The sequence below is a fragment of the Aureimonas sp. Leaf454 genome, assembly GCF_001424685.1.
GTDB lineage: Bacteria > Pseudomonadota > Alphaproteobacteria > Rhizobiales > Rhizobiaceae > Plantimonas.
Genome location: NZ_LMQT01000001.1, coordinates 313,523 through 332,109, shown reverse-complemented (window position 1 = coordinate 332,109; position 18,587 = coordinate 313,523). Strand labels below are relative to the sequence as shown.

Genomic DNA, 18,587 nt, shown 5'->3' with positions numbered 1-18,587 from the left:
CGTCAGGGTGCGAGAGGCGATGCGAGGCTGAGGATCCGCACCGTCTCGACGGCTTCGGACGCGCCCGTTTCGGGCTGACGCCGCGAGGCGATGCAGTCGATGAAGTGGCGGAGCTCGGCGTCGAGCGGTTGCCCGGCGGCGAAGGGCAGATAAGCGGGTTCTGCGGTCTTGAAGGTGAAGGCCGTGCCGTCGCGGCGCACCTCGTGGCCGTAGAAGGCGAGTTTGCGGTCCTGCGGCTCCAGGTCGTCCAGCACCAGCATGCCGTCCGTGCCGATCGCGGAGAAGCGCCGGTCGCGATAGGCCGAGACCCGCGAGACGTGGATTCCGGCCGTCAGCCCCGAGGGGAACGCGAGGGCGATGTCGGCGATGTCGGTCGCATCCGAGAGCACGGTGCGGCGCGCGGTCTCGATGCCGTTCGGCGTCTCGCCGGAGAGGTGCAGCACCATCGACAGATCATGCGGCGCAAGATCCCAGACGGCATCCATGCCGAGGAAGCGGCCGAGCCCCTGGCGGTTGGAGACGATATGCCGGAGCCGTCCGATGCGTCCTGCGGCGACGAGCCGGGCGAGTTCGCGAAAGCCCGCATGGAAGCGCATGAGATGGCCGACCATCAGGATGCGCCCGGCCTCGCGCGCCGCCGTCGCCGTCCGGTTTGCATCATCCTGATCGAGGGCGATCGGCTTCTCGATCAGGACGTCCTTGCCGCGGGCGAACGCTTCGCGCGCCATCGGGCCATGAAGGGCAGCGGGGAGGGCGAGGACGACAGCGTCGATCGCGGGCGATGCCAGCGCCGCGGAGGGGGAAAGGGCGGGAACGCCGAAGCGGCCTGCCAGGTCCTCTGCCCGTTCCGCATCGCGGTCCGCCACGCAAGCCAGAGCGCCAAGGCCGGCGAGCGTCTTCACATGGTTCCGCCCCCATTGCCCGCAGCCGATGACGCCGATCCGAGGTGACATGAGAAGCTCCTTGCCCATGGCCGAACGTCTTGGCCGCCCGGGATCGCGACGACGCTCGCCGGGACGACTGCCATGCTCCGACGGCCGGATCAACCGCCGGCGACGGCACTCGCGATCCCGATGGCAGGCGCTTGACAGCCGACCCCCGCCCCCTCTATATCCGCCCAGCCTGAGCGCGACGAAATTCGCGCTCCCGGGGCGGGGTAGCTCAGTTGGTTAGAGCAGCGGAATCATAATCCGCGTGTCGGGGGTTCAAGTCCCTCTCCCGCTACCATCTCACCTCTACAATCGCTTGCCACGTAGCCCGTCTCTGTTTTGGCTGCCGCGACGCGTCGCGGCGCATCTCGATCGCGCAAGCGCCGTTGGCGGGGCACTCGGCATGGTGGGCGAGATGGGACGCGTTCGACGGCGGGGACGTGGTGTTGCGTCGGGCAAACCGGCCGTGGAGAGAGTGATCCGCCGGCAACCCCATGGGATGCCGACGGACGTCTCGTGCTGCGTCAGGCGGCCGCCAGGGCCTTCAGGATGTCGGCGCTGGTCTGACCCGTCAGATCCTTGGGAAGTTCTCCGACGAGGACGTCCTTCAGCTTGGCGTGGTAGTGTTTGCGCATCTCGCCGAGGGCGCGCGGCGAGGCGATGACGACGAGCTTCGAGATCTTTCCCGTCAGCACCTGCTGGTTCAGGATGTCGACAACCCCTGCGACGAACCCGTCCTCGTCCTGCGTGTTGTCGTCGGGGTTCGCCGAACTGCTCGAATGGCCTTTTCCGCCGCTCTTGTTGTCGGTGTTGACGTCGCCGACGGACACGGCGGTCAGGTTCGGGTTCGCTTCGTCGCCGGCATTGTGAAAGAGGCTGATCTTGCGGCCATCGGCAACGGCAACCGTCGCGCCCTTGGGAATCTGCATGCTCGTCTCCAATCCTAGGCAGCGATCAAACGCCGCCTCTCATCGGATCGACCAACGCGCGAGTGCGCAGATCGCTCCGGTCGGGCGATCAAACCGGCGATGGTCCCGGTTCGGCCGAATGGGGCGCGACGCTCGATGCCGGCCGAGCGTCACCGTGCTTCCCGCCTTCGAGCCGCAGGCTCGGCACGCCCGGAAGGAGACCCGCTCTCTTCACCATACGAAGGGATTCCAGGTTCGGGGATCCGTGCTGGCCGCGCAAGTGATGTAAGCAGACCTTAGTAGACGGCTGTCGACGCAGGCGTCCGGCGGCAGGCCGGGCAGACGGAGAAGATCGCAATGGCATCGACACCGAGCATCGTTGGGCCCTGGCGCAACATCGAGCCCATTGGTGGCTCCGCGGAAGCCGGCTTCCAGTTCATCGGGCTTTCGGCGCCCGATCCCGCCGGAAGCGGCGCCGGATATCATCTCGATGCCTCCACCGCGGCGGCGGCCTCCCAGACAGTCGAATGGATGTTCGATCCGGCGACCGGTCGGATCCACGACTATGCCCAGTTCCAGTTCGACCAGCTCAAGGCTGCCGTCACGGCTCGAGGCCTTTCCGGGAGCGACGAGGCAACCGGTAGCGACGGCGCAGATTTCATCGCTCTTGGAACCGGCAACGACAAGATCTTCGCGCGCGGCGGCAACGACGTTCTCTGGGGCGGGGTGGGTCGCGACACGCTCTATGGCGAGGACGGCAACGATCAGATCACGGGCGGGAAGGGTTCGGACCTCGTGAATGGCGGCGGCGGTTTCGACTCCGTCGTTCTCGAGGCGTTCAACGGCGCCGGCCATCGTCTCGTTCGTTACGGCGCGACGCTCTACGCCATGGATCGTGCCGACGGATCCACGGACACGATCGTCGAGACCGAAGCCATCGAGAGCTCGGGGCGGGTCGTCGCGCGCGACGCCCTTCCGAACTTCGACCCGCTGCGATATGGCGCCAGCCATCTCGATCTCGCCATGGCCTTCGGCAGCGACGCCGCGGCGCTTGTTCGGCACTATGTCGAGAGCGGTTCGTTCGAGGGCCGCGTGGTCGACGGCTTCGATCCCGCAGCCTATCTCACGAGCTATCGGGATCTCGGCGCTCAGTTCGGCTCCAACCTTTACGCCGCAACGTTGCACTACCTCGAATCCGGCGTCCGCGAGCATCGGCTCGGCGTCGATCCCCTGGCCTATGTGGCCAGTTTCGCCGATCTGCGGGCTGCTCTCGGCTCCGGTTCGAGCAGCGATATCGCGAGCCGCGGTCTTGCTCAGTACGCGGCGAGCGGATTTCTGGAGAACCGATCCGTCGGGATCACCTTCGAGGTCGCGCAATATCTGAAGAACCATGCCGACCTGCAGTCGGCGTTCGGATCGGACAAGGCGGCGGCGACCACGCATTACATCCAGACCGGCGCGGCGGAACATCGACTGGCCAGCGATCCCCTCGACTATGTCGCCTCGTCCCTCGATCTGCGCCAAGCGTTCGGTGGAGCCGGCGCAACGGAAGCGAGCATTCGCAAGGCCGCGCTCGACCATTATCAGAGCACCGGCTTCGCCGAAGCCCGGGCGACGGACCGCTTCAGCGTCGACAACTACCTTTCGAACTACGACGATCTGCGCGCCGCCTTCGCCGACGGACACGGCAGCTACAACGACGAGCAGGCGACGTTGCATTTCATCCGCTACGGACTTCTGGAAGGCCGCACGGGCGACCTCCTCCTCCTCTAGCCCTTCAACCGCTCGCCGGTGCGCGTTCCCAAGGAACGGGAGCCTCGTCCGATCGGGAGGGAGGCGGGGCTGCAGCCGGCATTGCGGCCGCCCGGACGAGACGGGTTCGCAGGACGGTATCGGGCCGGCGTCGACCGCCAGGCGCAGGGCCTGTTCGATCGCGCGACCGATCTCCCCGTCCGGACCTCGCGCAGCTTGACCGTTTCAGATCGACCGGACGGCGCCGCCGTCGACGCGCAACCGGCTTCCCGTGACGTAGGACGCTTGCTCGGACGCCAGGAAGGTCACGACGGCGGCGAATTCCTCGGGGCGTCCATAGCGGCCGACGGGGATCGCGGCGGCCGACGCCGTCTGCACCGATTCCAGGGAGGCGCCGGTGCGGGCGGCCGACGCCTTGTCGAGTTCGTCGACGCGGGTCGTCTGGATGCGCCCGGGCAGGACGACGTTCACGGTAACGCCGTCCGCCCCGACCTCACCGGCGAGCGTCTTCGACCAGCCCACCACGGCGGCGCGAACGCCGTTCGACAGCGCGAGATTGGGGATCGGCTGTTCCACGCCGGAGGAGGCGATGGTTATGATCCGGCCCCACCGGCGCTCGCGCATGCCGGGCAACAGTCTGCCGGTCAGGTGGAAGAGATGGGCGGCCATCGCCTCGAACTGGACGAGCCAGTCGCCGCGGCTCGTCGTCGCCGCGAGGCCCGGAGGCGGGCCGCCGGAATTGTTGATGAGGATGTCGACGCCGCCGCGCGCCAGCACCGCGTCCGCCAGAGCGTCGATGGAGGCGAGGTCCGAGAGGTCCGCTTCCATTGCCGTCACCGCGGCCGAGGTGCCCGCCCAGGCGTCGATGGCGGTCCTGCGGCGCGCCACCGCGATGACCTCGACCCCTTCGGCAAGGAGGGCCTCGGCGACGGCGCGCCCGAGGCCGCGACTGGCGCCGAGGACGAGCGCCCGCTTTCCGTCGATCTTCAGATCCATTCGTTCAGGTCCTTCAAACGTCGCTCTTGCCGCTGGATGAGGTGCTCGATCTCGGCGATCGTCTGCGCGCCCAGGGCCATGCCCGGCCGGCGCAGGGCCCCGTTGGCGATGATGCCGCGCCGCGCCATCGTGTATTTCCGCACGGCGAGGCCGATGCCGGGCTGCTGCTCGTAGCGGGCGAGCGGGAGATAGGCGTCGAAGACGTCCCGCGCGCGCTCGGCCTCTCCGGCCCTGGCGAGGCGGACGACGTCGGTCATCATCTCGGGATAGGCGAAGCCCGTCATCGCGCCGTCCGCGCCACGGCCCATCTCCTCGGGCAGGAACATGCCGCCATTGCCGCAAAGGATCGAGATGCGGCGATCGAGCGCTCCTGGCGCGCGCAGCGCCGTGATCTTGTCGAGGCCCGGCCAGTCCTCGTGCTTGAGGCAGACGCAGCCGGGCAGCTCGTTCACGATGCGGCGGATGACCGGAACCGACATCTGCACGTTCGTGACGAGAGGAAAGTCCTGCAGAACGAACGGAACGTCGCCGATGAAGCTTGCCGCCTGCGCATAGTAGGAGACCACCTGGTCGTCGGTTCGCACAGCGGATGGCGGCGCGATCATCACGCCGGCGGCGCCGTCCTCCATCACCATCTGCGTCAGCGACGCCATCTGCGCGAAACCGGGCGCCGAGACGCCGACGACGACGGGGACCCGGCCGTCGACGCGGGACAGGATCCTGCGGACGACGATCTGCGACTCCTCGATCGTCAGCTTCTGCGCCTCGCCCATCATGCCGAGGACGGTCAGGCCCGTCGCGCCGACCGAAAGGTAGAAGTCGACCATCCGATCGGTGCTGTCGAGATCGAGCGCCCCATCGGGGTGGAAGGGCGTGACGGCGATGACGTAGACGCCCTCGGCGGCTTCAGTGAGACGTGGCAATGGTCGGTCCTTTCGTCGATGCGTGGGCTCTGGCGAGGGCCACGCGCCCGATCGCCATGGCGGCGGCCGCTTGGCAGGGCTCGACCACGGGGCATCCGAGCGCTGCCGAAAGGTCCGCGCGGTGGCTCGCCATTCCGGCACAGCCCAGAATGACGACCTCCGCCCCATGGCGGTCGCGCAGGTGGAATCCGACCTCGCGCAGACGTGCAAGGGTCCGGTCGCCGTCCGCCAGTTCGGCGACGCCGAGTTCGAGCGGCAGATCGGCGGCGAGACGATCCATCACCCCCATCGCGCCAAGCATGCGCAGGTGGCGCGGGACCGAGCGGGAGAGAATGGACAGGATCCCGAACCTTTGTCCCAGAGTCATGGCCGTGAGGATCGCGCTTTCCGCGATCCCGAGGACGGGGTGGCGGCTCTGCTCGCGCAAGGCCGCCAGGCCCGGATCGGAAAAGCAGGCCGTGACGAACGCGGACGCCTCCGCCTCCAGGGACGCGGCGCGGGCGAGAAGCGGCGATACGACGCCGTCGACATGGGCCTGGGTCTCGATGCCCTTCGGACCTTCGTCGAGCTGGATCGCCGCGATCGGGACCGGACTGGCCGCGCGGAGCGGCTCCAGGGCTCGGTCGATGCCGTCGGTGACGAGACGGCTGGAATTGGGATTGATGATGTAGATCGTCATGGATGGATGTCCGTGGTCATGCCGGGGATGCGGGATAGCGCGCGTGGCCCCAGAACCCGTCCGGCAGCGCCAGAAGGTGCCGGGCGTCGATGCGGTCGATCATCCGCTCCGCCTCGCGCTGCGCATCCGACAGAACCGCGGCGGGATTGGTGTGAACCGGCACGCCCTGGCGGAGCAGAATCCTGCCGCCGACGATCACCGTATCCACGTCGTTGCCATTGGCGAAATAGACGATCCGAAACGGCTCCATGTTGACGGGATGGAGGTGGGGGCGCCGCATGTCGATGAGGATCAGGTCCGCGGCCTTGCCCGTCTCCAGCGAACCGATGCGATCGTCGAGACCGATCGCCTTCGCCGCGTCGATCGTGACCATTTCCAACGCTTTGCCGGGCGGCAGGACGGAGGGATCGCGGAAATGGCGGCGGTGGTAATGCATCGCCTGCTGCAGGTGGCGGAACATGTCCCCGGAGCGATCCGGCGCCGTGGCATCCGAGCCGATGGCGACCACCGCGCCGGCCTCCATCAGTTCGATCGCGGGACAGCGCCCCAGGATCGAGGCGATGGCGGAGGGATTGTGGGCAATCCGCGTCTGGGTCTCGGCACAGAGCCCGATCTCGTCCTCGTGGAGATCGATGCAGTGGGACAGAAGAGCATCGGGTCCGAGAAGGCCCAGCCTTTCGGCTCGGCGGATCGATCCGCGCCAGTTCCCGTCCTGCGTGAACAAGGTGCCGCGCTCGCGTGACAGCGCGCGAACGGTCTGCGCCTGACGGCAGGCCTGCGCATAGACGTCCGGCGGCATCGAGGCTTCGTGTTCGTCGCGCAGGACGGGGTAGAGGAGCGCGATGTCGACCGTCGCCGTTCCGTGCCACCGGTCGATGAGGTCGCGGCAGGTCGCCATCTGGCGATCGAACCCGACGGGGTAGGGGACCGGGCGGTCGTCCGCGTCGCGTGTCGCGTAGGCGAGGGGATGGGGCGCCCGGGTCGGGCCGACCGCGACGACGGAGCGCGTCCCGATGTCGACGACGCCTTCGCAATGCGCCGACCCGTAGCACGGATCGTCCGTGCGCATGATCGTGTCGCCCCCGCCCAGCAGCGACACGCCACAGGTCACGCCGAAGCGAAGCCGCTCCAGGGCCGCCAGCCGCGCTTCGGCATACCAGAATTCCGGCGGCGAGGCGGTGGTGTAGACCTTGCCGCAGATCTCCTCCCAGTGATCGCCCTGCTCCATGCCCATGGTCTTGATCAGACCGTGCCCTGCATGGGCATGAACGTCGATGAGGCCCGGCAGCATCACCGTACCGCCCGCGTCGAGCACCTCGGGCGCAGCGAAGCGGCTTTCGATCTCGTCGCGTCGACCGATCGCGAGGATCTTGCCGTCTTCGATGACGACCGAGCCGTCGGCGATCACCCGTCGGGCGGGGTCCATGGTGATGACGAAGGCGCCGGAGACGATGAGATCAGCCATGGGCGACCATCGGCAGTCCGGCGGCATCGAGCACCGCATCCGATCCCAGCGCATAGTGCGGGTGGTCGCCGGCCAGACCGACGACGCGAACCGGATTGTAGAGCGTCAGCCATGGCGGATCCGACTGCAACGCGCGATAGGCCCGACGGTAGATCGCTGCCCGTTTCTCCCGGTCGGGGCAGCGGCGGCCCGCATCGATCAGCGCTTCGACCTCGGCATTGTGGTAGCCTTCCCACCAGGATCCCTCGACCCGCGCGTCGAGCTTTTCGACGAGGACGCGGTAGGTCGACAGGGGGCTGGAGTCGAAGACGGCGAGGTCCCGGATCTCCTTGCGGCGGACCTGATGCGCATAGGCTTCGCGATCCTCGTGATAGGTCACGTCCAGCGTGACGCCGATCCGCGACAGTTGATCGGCCAGCGCCGCGGTCAGCCGGACCGCCTCGTCCGGCAGTCGGGTCGGGCAGGAGACGCCGAGCGTCAGCCCGTCGGGATGGCCGGCCTCCGCCAGCAGGCGGCGCGCGAGGTCCCGGTCGGCCGGACGCGCCACGGCCGGTTCGGCGCCGAAATGGACGGGGCTGACGAAGCCGTAGAGCGGATGCGCGCCACCCTCCATGACGTCGCGAACCAGCGCCTCGCGGTCGAGCGCGAGATCCAGCGCGCGGCGCAGTCGGCTGTCCGTCAGCGGCCCCTTGACGGCGTTCATGAGGAAGATGATCGCGACGGGGTTCAGACTTTCCACCCGCGTGACGCCCGGTCCCAGCTGGCTCGCGAACGGCAGGTTCGTGGCGACATGCGCCTGTCCGGCGCGCAAGGCGTTCGCGCGGTCTTCAGCGTCCGGCATCGCCCGGAAGGTCAGCGGCGGCAGGTTCGATGACGAAGCGGCCGGCGTCAGTTGCACCTCGCCGGGAGAAGCGGTTTCGACCCGATAGGGACCCGTGCCGACCATGGCGTCGAGTTCGCCGTCGTCCAATCGTTCGAGGCAGGCGGGCGACAGGATGAAGCCCTGCACCAGAACGTCGACGAGATCGGCCATCGGCTCGCCGAGGGTGATCTGGAGATCGAGGCCCTGTGCATGGATCTCGGCCGTCCCGAGATATTGCCGCCACACGGCGGGCGCTCCCAGCGTGTAGCCCTTGTCCTCGCGCGCCATGCGACGGAGGGATTGTGCGACGGCCGGCGCGTCGCATGGCGTCCCGTCGTGGAAGAGGACGCCCGCCCGGAGCACGAACGCCCAGCGGCAGGCATCGTCGCTGACGGTCCAGCGTTCCGCCAGCTGCGGGACGACGTCGCTTCCGACGCGGCGGACGAGGGTTTCCAGCGCGGCGGAAAGGATCGACAGATCGTCGGCGGCATCGGTGCAGTCGTGGGGATCGACGAGCTCGGCCCGCCGCTGGAGAATGACGACGGGCGCGGTCATGGCGTGTCTCTTTCGGGTTCGTCCGTCAAATGGCAGGCGACGGACTGGTCGCCGCCGACGTCGCGAAGAACAGGTCGCTCCACGGCGCAGCGTTCCCAGGCGTAGGGGCAGCGGTTGCGGAAGCAGCAGCCGCTCGGAAGCGACAGCGCGCTCGGCACCTCGCCCTTCAGCACGATCTCGGGTCGCGAGCGCGCGGGATGGATGCTGGGCGCGGCCGAAAGAAGAGCCCGCGTATAGGGATGCCGAGGCCGGGCGAAGAGCCCGTCGCGCGGCGCGATCTCGACGAGGAAGCCGAGATACATCACGCCGATCCGGTCCGCGATGTGATGCACGACGGAGAGATCGTGGCTGATGAAGAGATAGGCGAGCCCGAACTCGTCGCGCAGATCCATCATCAGGTTGAGGATCTGGGCCTGTACGGAGACGTCGAGCGCGGAAACGGGTTCGTCCGCGATGATCAGGCCGGGATGGACGGACAGAGCGCGTGCGATGCCGATCCGCTGGCGCTGGCCGCCGGAGAACTGGTGCGGGTAGCGCCCGCCATGTTCCCCGTTCAGGCCGACCTTCGCCAGAAGAACCGAAACGCGCTCCTGGATGTCGCGAGGGGAGAGGCCCGATTGCGCGCGCAGCGGCTCGGCGACGATGTCGCGCACCTTCTGCCGGGGGTTCAGCGAGGCGTAGGGATCCTGGAAGATCATCTGCATCTTCGATCGATGCGGCAGCAGGGCCGAAGGGCTGAGGTCCGCGATGTTCTCGCCGTCGAGGCGGATGGCGCCGCCCGTCGGCCGGTAGATGCGCGCGACGGCCTTGGCCAACGTGGACTTGCCGCAACCGGATTCGCCGACCATCGCCAGGACCTCTCCCTTGGCGATGGAGAAGCTGACGCCGTTGACGGCCCGCACCACCAGCTCGTTCAGATGAAGGCGACCGCCTTTCAGGCTGATCCGTTCGAGAAGGCCGGGATTGAGCCGGAACTCCTGCCGGAGACCCTCGACCTCGAGCATGGCGGTCATGGCCGTTCTCCCGCGCGCAGGGGGAAATGGCAGGCCGCGCTGCCGCCGCCGAGCTGCGGCGTGAGCGAAGGCTCGACCTCGCCGCAGAGCGGTTGCGACCGGGAGCAGCGGGCGCGGAAGGCGCATCCCGTCGGCAGATGCCGGACGTCCGGCACCGTGCCCGGAATCTGGTTCAGCCGGGGCGTTCGATGGTCGGGATCGGGAATGGAGTCGATCAGCCCCCGCGTGTAGGGATGGCTCGGCGCTTCCAGCACCTGCCGGACCGGACCGATCTCCACCACGCGGCCGCAATAAAGGACGGCGACCTTGTCGACCATCTCGGCGACGACCGCGAGATCGTGGGTGACGAGGATGAGGGACGTGCCCTGCTCGCGGATCTCGCGGCGGATCAGCCGGAGGATCTGCGCCTGGATGGTCACGTCCAAGGCGGTCGTCGGCTCGTCCGCGATGATCAGGCGGGGCTTGGCGAGAAGCGCGATCGCGATGACGACCCGCTGCCGCATGCCGCCGGAGAACTGATGGGGGTAGCTGTCCAGGCGTTCGTCCGCCCGCGAGATGCCGTTGTTCTCGAGGACCTCGATGCAACGCCTGCGGCGCGCCGCCTTGTCGAGATCGGTGTGCAGACGCAGCATCTCGTCCATCTGGCGACCGATCGTGTGGACCGGGTTCAGAGAGGTCATCGGATCCTGGAAGATCATCGCGATCTCCCGGCCCCGGATCTGGCGCAACCGCTTCTCCGATGCCGTCGCGAGATCCTCGCCGTCGAAGAGGATCGACCCGCCCTCGATCCTGCCCGGCGGGTCGATGAGCCCCAGAAGCGAATATCCGACGACGGACTTGCCTCCGCCGGACTCGCCGACGAGCCCCATGATCTCGCCTGCCGCCAGATCGAAGCTGACGCCGTTCACCGCCTTCACGACGCCGGCGAAGGTGTGAAACCAGGTGCGCAGATCGCGCACGCGCAACAGAGGGTGCGGTTCAGCCGTCATGGAGCCCCTATTTCAACCGCGGGTTCAGCTCGTCGCGAAGAAAGTCCCCGAGCAGGTTGATGCCAAACACCATCGCCATGATCATCAGGCCGGGGAACAGCGAGGTCCACCAGAGGCCGGAGAACAGGACGTCGAAACCGTTCTTGATGAGAAGCCCCAGCGAGGGCTGCGTGACGGGCACGCCCACACCCAGAAAGCTCAGCGATGCCTCGATGAGGATGAAGGTGCCGACCTGCACCGTCGCGATCACGATCAGCGGCGTCATGACGTTCGGCAGGATGTGGCGTGCGATGATCGCGCGGTTGGACAGGCCGGCGACCTGCGCGGCCTGGACGTATTCCCGGTTGCGCTCGCCGAGCGTCGAGCCGCGCACGGTGCGGGCGTAGACGACCCAGCCGACGGCGGTCAGCGAGATCAGGATCTTGTCGATTCCCGTGCCGAAGGCCGACATCAGGAAGAGGGCGATCAGCATCGAGGGAAACGACAGCTGAACGTCCGCGATCCGCATGATGAGCGCGTCGATCCAGCCGCCGAAATAACCGGCCATCAAGCCGAGGAACGTGCCGAGCACGCAGGACAGGAGGGTCGCCGCCACGCCGATCAGCGCCGAGATCCGCGTGCCGTAGACGACGGCCGCCAGGACGTCGCGGCCCTGGCCGTCCGTGCCGAGGAGATACTTCGCGCTTCCGCCTTCGAGCCAGGCCGGGGGCAGATAGCTGTCCAGAAGCTCCAGCTGCATCACGTCGTAGGGGTTCTGTCGAACGAGCGAGGGGCCGAGCGTGACGATGAAGAGGCAGATCAGCAGGATGACGGTGCCGCTGATCGCCGATACGTTCCGGCGCCAGTTGAACGCCATTTGAGAGGCGAGAAATCCGGTCATCATCTCATTTCACCGTGATGCGCGGATCGATCAACGTGTAAAGAACGTCGATAACGAAGTTGATGACCACGAAGATCAGAGCGACGAGCATCAGGTAGACGACGATGACCGGCCGGTCCGCGCGATAGATGCTGTCGATCAGCAGCTTGCCCATGCCGGGCCAGGCGAAGATCGTCTCCGTGATGGTCGCGAAGGCGATGAGATCGCCGAGCTGCAGGCCGAAGATCGTCACGACCGGGATCAGGGCGTTGCGAAGGCCATGTCCATAAAGGACGCCGCGGCGCGAGACGCCCTTGGCGCGAGCGAACCTCATGTAATCCTGGCGCGTCACCTCCATCATGCCGGCGCGCGTCATGCGAAGGAGAATGGCGAGGGTGCCGACGGACAGCGTCACGGCCGGCAGGACGATGTGCTGCCAGCCCGAACCGGTGGCGAGGGACGTCTCGATGCCGAGGATCGTGCCGACCGTGCCGCGGCCCGAGGACGGAAAGATCCGGTATTCGACCGCCAGGACCCAGATCAGCATCATGCCGACCCAGAAGCCCGGCAGGGACACGCCGAGCAGCGAGCCCGACATGATCAGCCGCGACAGAGGCTTGCCGGGATTGGCGCCGGCATAGACGCCGAGCGGGATGGCGACGACCGTCGCGATCGCCATGGCGACCACGACGATCTCCATCGTCGCGGGAAGCCGTTCGAGGATCAGGCCGAAGGCCGGCTGGCGAAACACGTAGGACAGCCCGAAGTCGCCCTGAACCAGTCCGGCGAGGAAGATGCCGTATTGAACGATCATCGGCCGGTCGAGACCGAGGATCCGCCGCGCCTGGTCGATCTCGCCCTGCGTCGCGTCGATCGGGACGACCATGAACACGGGATCGCCGGTGAAGGTCATCATGAGAAAGACGATGACGGACACCGCCCAGAGGACGACGACCATCTGGATCAGTCGTCTGACCGTGAAAGCAAACATCCGGGAACCTCAGCCGAAGGACACGGCGCCGGAGAGCGCCGTGCCGATGGGATTTCTTATTCGGCGACGTCCATTTCGTAGGCCCAGATGAACTTGTCGACGCGCGGCGTGAACGTCACGCCGTCGCGCGAGGCATAGACATCCTGCTCGTAGTGGATGGGGACCATCGGAATGTCCTGGAGGAGGATCTTGGTCGCCTCCTGCAGGCGCGCGTCGCGCTCTTCCAGCTTCGACGTCGAGTCCGCCCTGTCGAGAAGACCGTCGACCTCGGGATTGGAGTAGCCCGTCCGGTTGACCTCGCCGAAGCCCGGCTTCTTGTCGCGGCTGTAGTAGAGCGCGTTGTACATGGAGCCCGCGTCGCCGGAGGGCACGTCCCATCCGGACATGATGAGGCTGGACTTGTCGGACGGGACGCGGATGTAGCCCCAGAAGTTCGATTTCGGCATCAGGTTGAGCTTCAGCTCGATGCCGATCTTGGCCAGCATCGACGCCAGGGCCTGAGCGACCTGGGCGTCGTTGACGTAGCGGTTGTTGGTGGCGTCCAGCGTCATCGTGAAGCCGTCGGGAAAGCCCGCTTCCGTCATCAGTTCCTTGGCGCGAGCGAGATCGAACGGGTACATCGCGCGGAAATCGGCCCCCTCGACAAAGCCGAGATGCGATTCCGGCACGTATTGCGCCGACGGCGTCGCCAATCCGTTCATGATCACGCGGTCGATCGTGGCGACGTCGATGGCCCGCGCGATCGCTTCGCGAACGCGGCGGTCCTGCATCGGATTCTTGTCAAGCGAAATGGTCGGCGACGTCTCTCGGACGTCCAACGCGAGGAGAATGTTGAGGAGGCTCGGCCGGGTCAGAACCGTGACGCCGGTCTCGGCCTTCACGCGCTCGATGTCGCGGACCGCGAGATCCTGGACGACGTCCAACTCACCCGTCAGCAGGGCGGCCGTGCGGGTGGCGGGATTGGTGATGGGGCGGAACACGACGGTGTCGATCTTCGCCTTGCCGCCATAGTAGTCCGGGAAGGCTTCGAGCGTCAGGCGGTCTTCCTTCGCCCATTGCTTCAGCTGGTACGGGCCGGTTCCCATCGGCTTCAGGCCGATTTCCGCGTCGCCGACCGACGTCACGTAGGCTTCGTTCAGGATGAGGATGGCTGCGAGATCGTTGGGAAGGGCGGCGTAGGGGCCCGGCGTCGTGATCTCGACGGTGAGGTCGTCAACCGCCTTCGCTCCGGCGATGTTGGCCGAAAGATTGGACATGACCGACGCCTTCAGGCGCTCGATGGTGAACACCACGTCGGAGGCCTTCAGCACCTCGCCGTTGTGAAACTTCACGTCGGGACGCAGCTTGAACAGCCAGGTCTTGTCGTCCTTCTGGGACCAGCTTTCGGCGAGGCCGGGGCCGAACTTCAGGTCCGCGTCGCGCCGGACGAGGGGGTCGTAGACATGGTAGAACATGATGTTGCTGGAAAGTTCCTCGCCCGCCTGCGGGTCGAGGATCGTGGGGTCGGACGTCAGCCCGATCGTCAGGTCCTTGGCATCCGCCATCGTGGCGAAGGGCAGGGCGATGGCGAAGGCGAGGGTCGCCGTGGTCAGCAGGCGGCGCATCGTCGAATGGTGGGTCATGGACATTCTCCTTCTGAGGATGGACTCGCCGGCCTTTGCCGTCTCGTTGGGGACTGGATCAGTCGAGAGCCGACTGGACTTCGATTTGGTAGCCTTCGGGATCGTTGAAGACGAAGGCGCGGATGCGCAGGGCCTCGCTGCTCTTCGGATCGGTCAGGCCGTCGACGCCATGCGTTCGAACGTAGGCGTGCCAGGCATCGACGTCGGGGACGCGGATGCAGAGCTGGACGGGCTTCTGATCGGAGGCGCGATGCATGCCGCGGGCTTCGTCCACGAGCCCGACATGCGCGGCGCCCGTGATCGACAGGATCTTCGACCATCCCTGATCGATGGCCAGCCGAAATCCGAGCACCGTCTCGTAGAACGCGAGCGCGCGGTCGAGATCGCGATAGTAGAGGAAGGTTATGCCGAGGATCGGTCCTTCGGGCCTGACGCCGCCTGCCGCCACCATATTATGCTCCGCTTCGTATACGATTGCCATCCAAGCGGTATACACAAGAAATGGCAAGCGGTTTTTGCGGGTGGTCCAACGTGCCGTGTGCGGATGGTTCAGAACAGACGCGAGAGGTGGCCGAGGATCGCGCTGCGCGCGTTTTCGATATGCGTGCGCATCGCGAGTTCGGCGCGATCGGGGTCGCGCGCCAGGATCGCTTCGATGATCTCGATATGTTCGCGACAGCCCGGCTCGAACCGCTCGGGTATCGATCCCTTGTCGAAGATCCGGGTCTTCAGCTTCAGTCCCTTGACCAGTTCGGTCAGCAGATGGGATCCGGCCGTCCGGGCGACGAGACTGTGCAGATCCTCATCGAAATCGGCATATTCGGCAACGCTCGGCCGGTCCCCCTGCAAAAACCGGGTCAACTGCCCCCGAAGCGCCAGGAACGGCTCGGGCGAGGCATTGACGCCGGCCGCCTGGCGCGCGGTCTCGCTTTCCAACAGCCGGCGAACATGCAGGATTTCCATGATTTCGGAGACGGAGATCCGGCTGACGGTGGGAACGCCGCCGCCGTCGCGGGTCACCAGACCCTCGCTCGTCAGCTTGGCGACGGCCTCGCGGACGGGCGTCCGCGACACGCCCAGTCTCTCGGCGAAGACCTTCTCCTGCAACGGAGTGCCGGAGGAAAGCTCGCCCGCCAGAATCATCGCGCGCAGGCGTTCGTGAACGGACTGGCCGAGCGTCTGCGGGAGGTTTCTGTCCGGCTTCATGTCGGCTCCTTGGCATCGCCCGATGTCGGACCCGGTCGGCCGCGCCATGCCGAACCACGTTCCGACACCCCTTGCGAACTGATGTATACCGCGAGTATCCATAAGAACGTATTCGACGAGCAGCGCGAGGACAAGTCATGCACGACGTGCTCATCGAGGGCGGCCTGATCGTCACGGCACAGCAGTCCGTACAGGCCGACCTCGCCATCGGCAACGGGTCGATCGTGGCCGTCGGTTCGAACCTCGGCCCGGCCAAGCGGAGCATCGACGCTCGCGGAAGACTGGTGATGCCGGGCGGCGTCGATACCCATTGCCATGTGGAGCAGATCTCGGGCGCGGGGATCCTGAATGCCGACACGTTCGAGACCGCAACGCGATCCGCTCTCCACGGCGGAACGACCAGCATCGTCTCGTTTGCCGCCCAGCATCCGGGCCAGCGTCTGCGCGACGTCGTCGGGGCCTATGCAGACCTCGCCGGAAAGGGCGCGCTGATCGATCACGCCTTCCATATGATCGTGTCGGACGTATCCGGCGACAACCTCTCGCGCGACCTGCCGGACCTGATGGAGGACGGGCATCGTTCCATCAAGATCTTCACGACCTACGAGAAGGTTCGTCTCGCCGACGAGGCCATCCTCGACGTGCTCTGGGCGGCAAGGGCGTCCGGCGCACTGGTGTGCTTCCACGCCGAGAACGACGGGCTCATCCGCTGGATGACCCGACGGCTGCTGGAGAGCGGCCGCGTCGAGCCGAGGTTCCATCCCCTCTCCCATCCCCGCGCCGCGGAGATCGAAGCCCTCGGGCGCATGTGCGTGTTCTCCGAATTCACGGGACAACCGATCATGCTGTTCCACGTGTCGACGCGCGAGGGCGTGGAGATCGTGCGGGCCGCGCGGTCGCGCGGCGTTCGCGTCGTGGCGGAGACGTGCCCGCATTATCTGTTCATGACGGGCGACCAGTTGAACGTCGGCGGGCAAGAGGCGGCCAAGCTGATGTGCAGCCCGCCTCAGCGGCGATCCGACGACCAGGACGCGCTCTGGGACGGGCTGGCGGACGGGACGCTGCAGATCGTCTCGTCGGACCACGCGCCCTATCGACTGGACGCATCCGGCAAGTTCGCGCACGGCCCGGACGCGCCCTTCCACCGCATCGCCAACGGCATGCCCGGCCTGGAACTCCGGCTGCCGCTCATGTTCGACGCGATGGTCCATGGCGGTCGGCTCGGGGCAGAGAAATTCGTGGAGGTGACGTCGACGGCTCCCGCCGAGATCTTCGGCCTTGCGAACAAAGGGCGGATCGAGGTCGGCGCCGATGCCGACATCGTCCTATGGGATCCCGAGCGGACGGTGACGTTCGGCGAGAACGACCTGCACGACGCGACCGGCTACAATCCCTTCGCGGGCCGAACGGTAAGGGGATGGCCGGAGACGGTTCTGTCTCGGGGAGAGGTGGTCCTGTCCGGCGGCCAATGCCTCGCGCGGCCCGGTCGAGGACGGCGCATGGCCATGAGCACGTCCTCCGCCATGCAGGCGGCCGAGATGGCCGAAGCGTGTCGCCTCGACCACTGATCGAAGTCCCGTCGCAGCCTTCAAGGCGACGACGGAAAGAGGAGTCGACGCAAACGGGCGGTTCGCGCGGCTCGACGTCGAACGTCCAATGGCCGTCGAACCGATGCGGGATGAGCCGGCTCCCGGCGCGATCGGCGCTGCGGGATCGAAGAGAGGAGTCTTCGCCCTCCGGTCGCGTTTTGCCGGTACAGTGCGGACTGGACCCGGCTGCGTCCGACGCCGATGCAGCCGAAGCCGCGGCCCCGCGGGCGCATGTCCCGACCATCGAGGATCCCTCTTCATGACGACCATTCGACTGATCACCACCGGCGGCACGATCGCCTCCCGCCCCGGCGGGGCGAAGGCCGATGTCGTCGCCGAGCTCGGCGGAGCGGAGCTCAAGGCCAGCCTTCACGATCCCCTGGAGGGCATCGCGGTGGAACTCGACGACTTCTGCAAGGTCGGCTCCTTCGCGATCGACCTGCCGCTGTCCTTCGCGCTTGCCCGGCGCATCGCGGACCATCTGGAGGACCCCGGCTGCGACGGCGTCGTCGTCACCCACGGCACGGACACGATGGAGGAAAGCGCCTATCTCGCCGATCTCCTCGTCGCCTCGGACAAACCGGTCGTTTTCACCGGGGCGCAGCGCAGCGCCGATGCCCCGGACACGGACGGGCCCCGCAACATCGCAAACGCCATCCGTCTCGCGGCAGCGCCGGCCGCGCGGGGGCTCGGAGCCATGATCTGCTTCGAGGGCGATTTCCACGCGGCCCGCGACGTCACGAAGACGCACACCTCGCGGACGGACACGTTCCGGTCCGGCGAGCACGGCAAGCTCGGCGAGGTCGACGACGCGGTGGTCGCGGTTCATCGCCGGACCGGCCCGCGCAAGGTCTTCGCCGCCGAGCGCATCGAGGAGGACGTCGAGCTCATCAAGCTCGCGATGGGCTCCTCCGACCGCCTGATCCGGGCGGCGGCGGCGGGCGGAGCCAAGGCGATCGTCGTCGAGGCGTTCGGGCGGGGAAACCCGACGCCCGCCATCACCGCCGCCATCGCCGAGATCGTCGCCGCCGGTACGCCCGTGATCCTCTGTTCGCGATGCCCGGAGGGGCGGGTGAAGCCCGTCTACGGCAATGGCGGGGGCAAGGATGCCGAGCGCGCCGGCGCGATCTTCGCGGGCGATCTCAGCGGCGTGAAGGCGCGGTTGCTGGCGGCCGTCCTTCTGGGCGCGGGCTACGACATGGCAGGCCTTCGCACCGAAGTCTCGGCCCTCGGACGCTGACCAAAGGCT

The 18,587-nt window shown here is 67.1% G+C and carries 17 protein-coding genes and 1 tRNA gene; 4 read left to right on the top strand and 14 right to left on the bottom strand.

Annotated features, from left to right (window positions below):
- Positions 1 to 2 precede the first annotated feature (2 nt).
- Complete coding sequence (locus ASG43_RS01465) at positions 3 to 953, bottom strand: Gfo/Idh/MocA family oxidoreductase (RefSeq protein WP_056500932.1); 951 nt, start codon at positions 951 to 953, stop codon at positions 3 to 5.
- A 197-nt stretch (positions 954 to 1,150) separates the two neighbouring features.
- Between ASG43_RS01465 and ASG43_RS01460 the strand changes: the two genes are divergently transcribed.
- Positions 1,151 to 1,227, top strand: a tRNA-Met gene (locus ASG43_RS01460).
- A 226-nt stretch (positions 1,228 to 1,453) separates the two neighbouring features.
- Here the strand turns inward: ASG43_RS01460 and ASG43_RS01455 are convergent.
- Entirely contained in the window at positions 1,454 to 1,858 is a 405-nt protein-coding gene (locus ASG43_RS01455; RefSeq protein WP_056500929.1) for a host attachment protein, read from the bottom strand.
- 336 nt (positions 1,859 to 2,194) lie between these two features.
- On the opposite strand from ASG43_RS01455, the gene ASG43_RS23690 reads away from it, so the two are divergent.
- Positions 2,195 to 3,610, top strand: a complete 1,416-nt coding sequence (locus ASG43_RS23690; RefSeq protein ID WP_056499449.1) for a calcium-binding protein — start codon at positions 2,195 to 2,197, stop codon at positions 3,608 to 3,610.
- A gap of 204 nt (positions 3,611 to 3,814) precedes the next feature.
- Here the strand turns inward: ASG43_RS23690 and ASG43_RS01445 are convergent, their stop codons facing one another.
- From ASG43_RS01445 to ASG43_RS01390, 12 genes are all read right to left on the bottom strand, one after another.
- Entirely contained in the window at positions 3,815 to 4,585 is a 771-nt protein-coding gene (locus ASG43_RS01445) for an SDR family oxidoreductase (RefSeq protein ID WP_056499448.1), read from the bottom strand.
- Positions 4,576 to 5,508 carry a dihydrodipicolinate synthase family protein gene (locus tag ASG43_RS01440; protein ID WP_056499447.1) on the bottom strand — a complete coding sequence of 311 codons (933 nt, stop codon included), beginning with the start codon at positions 5,506 to 5,508 and terminating at the stop codon, positions 4,576 to 4,578. Before ASG43_RS01440 ends, ASG43_RS01445 begins: the two co-directional genes overlap by 10 nt.
- Positions 5,492 to 6,187, bottom strand: a complete 696-nt coding sequence (locus ASG43_RS01435) for an aspartate/glutamate racemase family protein (RefSeq protein WP_056499446.1) — start codon at positions 6,185 to 6,187, stop codon at positions 5,492 to 5,494. Before ASG43_RS01435 ends, ASG43_RS01440 begins: the two co-directional genes overlap by 17 nt.
- A 16-nt stretch (positions 6,188 to 6,203) precedes the next feature.
- A complete protein-coding gene (locus ASG43_RS01430; RefSeq protein WP_056499445.1) occupies positions 6,204 to 7,652 on the bottom strand; it encodes an amidohydrolase family protein in 1,449 nt (482 codons plus the stop codon).
- Positions 7,645 to 9,069: an ABC transporter substrate-binding protein gene (locus ASG43_RS01425; protein WP_056499442.1), complete on the bottom strand. Its 1,425-nt coding sequence runs from the start codon at positions 9,067 to 9,069 to the stop codon at positions 7,645 to 7,647. The genes ASG43_RS01430 and ASG43_RS01425 overlap by 8 nt, the downstream gene beginning before the upstream one ends.
- Entirely contained in the window at positions 9,066 to 10,082 is a 1,017-nt protein-coding gene (locus ASG43_RS01420; RefSeq protein ID WP_056499439.1) for a dipeptide ABC transporter ATP-binding protein, read from the bottom strand. Before ASG43_RS01420 ends, ASG43_RS01425 begins: the two co-directional genes overlap by 4 nt.
- Entirely contained in the window at positions 10,079 to 11,071 is a 993-nt protein-coding gene (locus ASG43_RS01415) for an ABC transporter ATP-binding protein (protein ID WP_056499436.1), read from the bottom strand. Before ASG43_RS01415 ends, ASG43_RS01420 begins: the two co-directional genes overlap by 4 nt.
- Positions 11,072 to 11,078: 7 nt before the next feature.
- The gene (locus ASG43_RS01410; RefSeq protein WP_244487944.1) at positions 11,079 to 11,954 is read right to left on the bottom strand and encodes an ABC transporter permease; all 876 of its coding nucleotides are present in this window, start codon (positions 11,952 to 11,954) and stop codon (positions 11,079 to 11,081) included.
- A gap of 1 nt (position 11,955) precedes the next feature.
- Entirely contained in the window at positions 11,956 to 12,921 is a 966-nt protein-coding gene (locus tag ASG43_RS01405; protein ID WP_056499434.1) for an ABC transporter permease, read from the bottom strand.
- 56 nt (positions 12,922 to 12,977) lie between these two features.
- Complete coding sequence (locus ASG43_RS01400; RefSeq protein ID WP_200939451.1) at positions 12,978 to 14,543, bottom strand: ABC transporter substrate-binding protein; 1,566 nt, start codon at positions 14,541 to 14,543, stop codon at positions 12,978 to 12,980.
- A 58-nt stretch (positions 14,544 to 14,601) separates the two neighbouring features.
- Entirely contained in the window at positions 14,602 to 14,994 is a 393-nt protein-coding gene (locus ASG43_RS01395) for a VOC family protein (protein ID WP_056499432.1), read from the bottom strand.
- A 98-nt stretch (positions 14,995 to 15,092) separates the two neighbouring features.
- Positions 15,093 to 15,749: a GntR family transcriptional regulator gene (locus tag ASG43_RS01390; RefSeq protein WP_056500921.1), complete on the bottom strand. Its 657-nt coding sequence runs from the start codon at positions 15,747 to 15,749 to the stop codon at positions 15,093 to 15,095.
- 137 nt (positions 15,750 to 15,886) lie between these two features.
- Here ASG43_RS01390 and hydA point away from each other — a divergent pair, with 137 nt between their 5' ends.
- Positions 15,887 to 17,317: a dihydropyrimidinase gene (hydA, locus tag ASG43_RS01385; protein WP_056499431.1), complete on the top strand. Its 1,431-nt coding sequence runs from the start codon at positions 15,887 to 15,889 to the stop codon at positions 17,315 to 17,317.
- Between the two features lie 280 nt (positions 17,318 to 17,597).
- Entirely contained in the window at positions 17,598 to 18,578 is a 981-nt protein-coding gene (locus ASG43_RS01380; protein WP_056499428.1) for an asparaginase, read from the top strand.
- Positions 18,579 to 18,587: the final 9 nt, after the last annotated feature.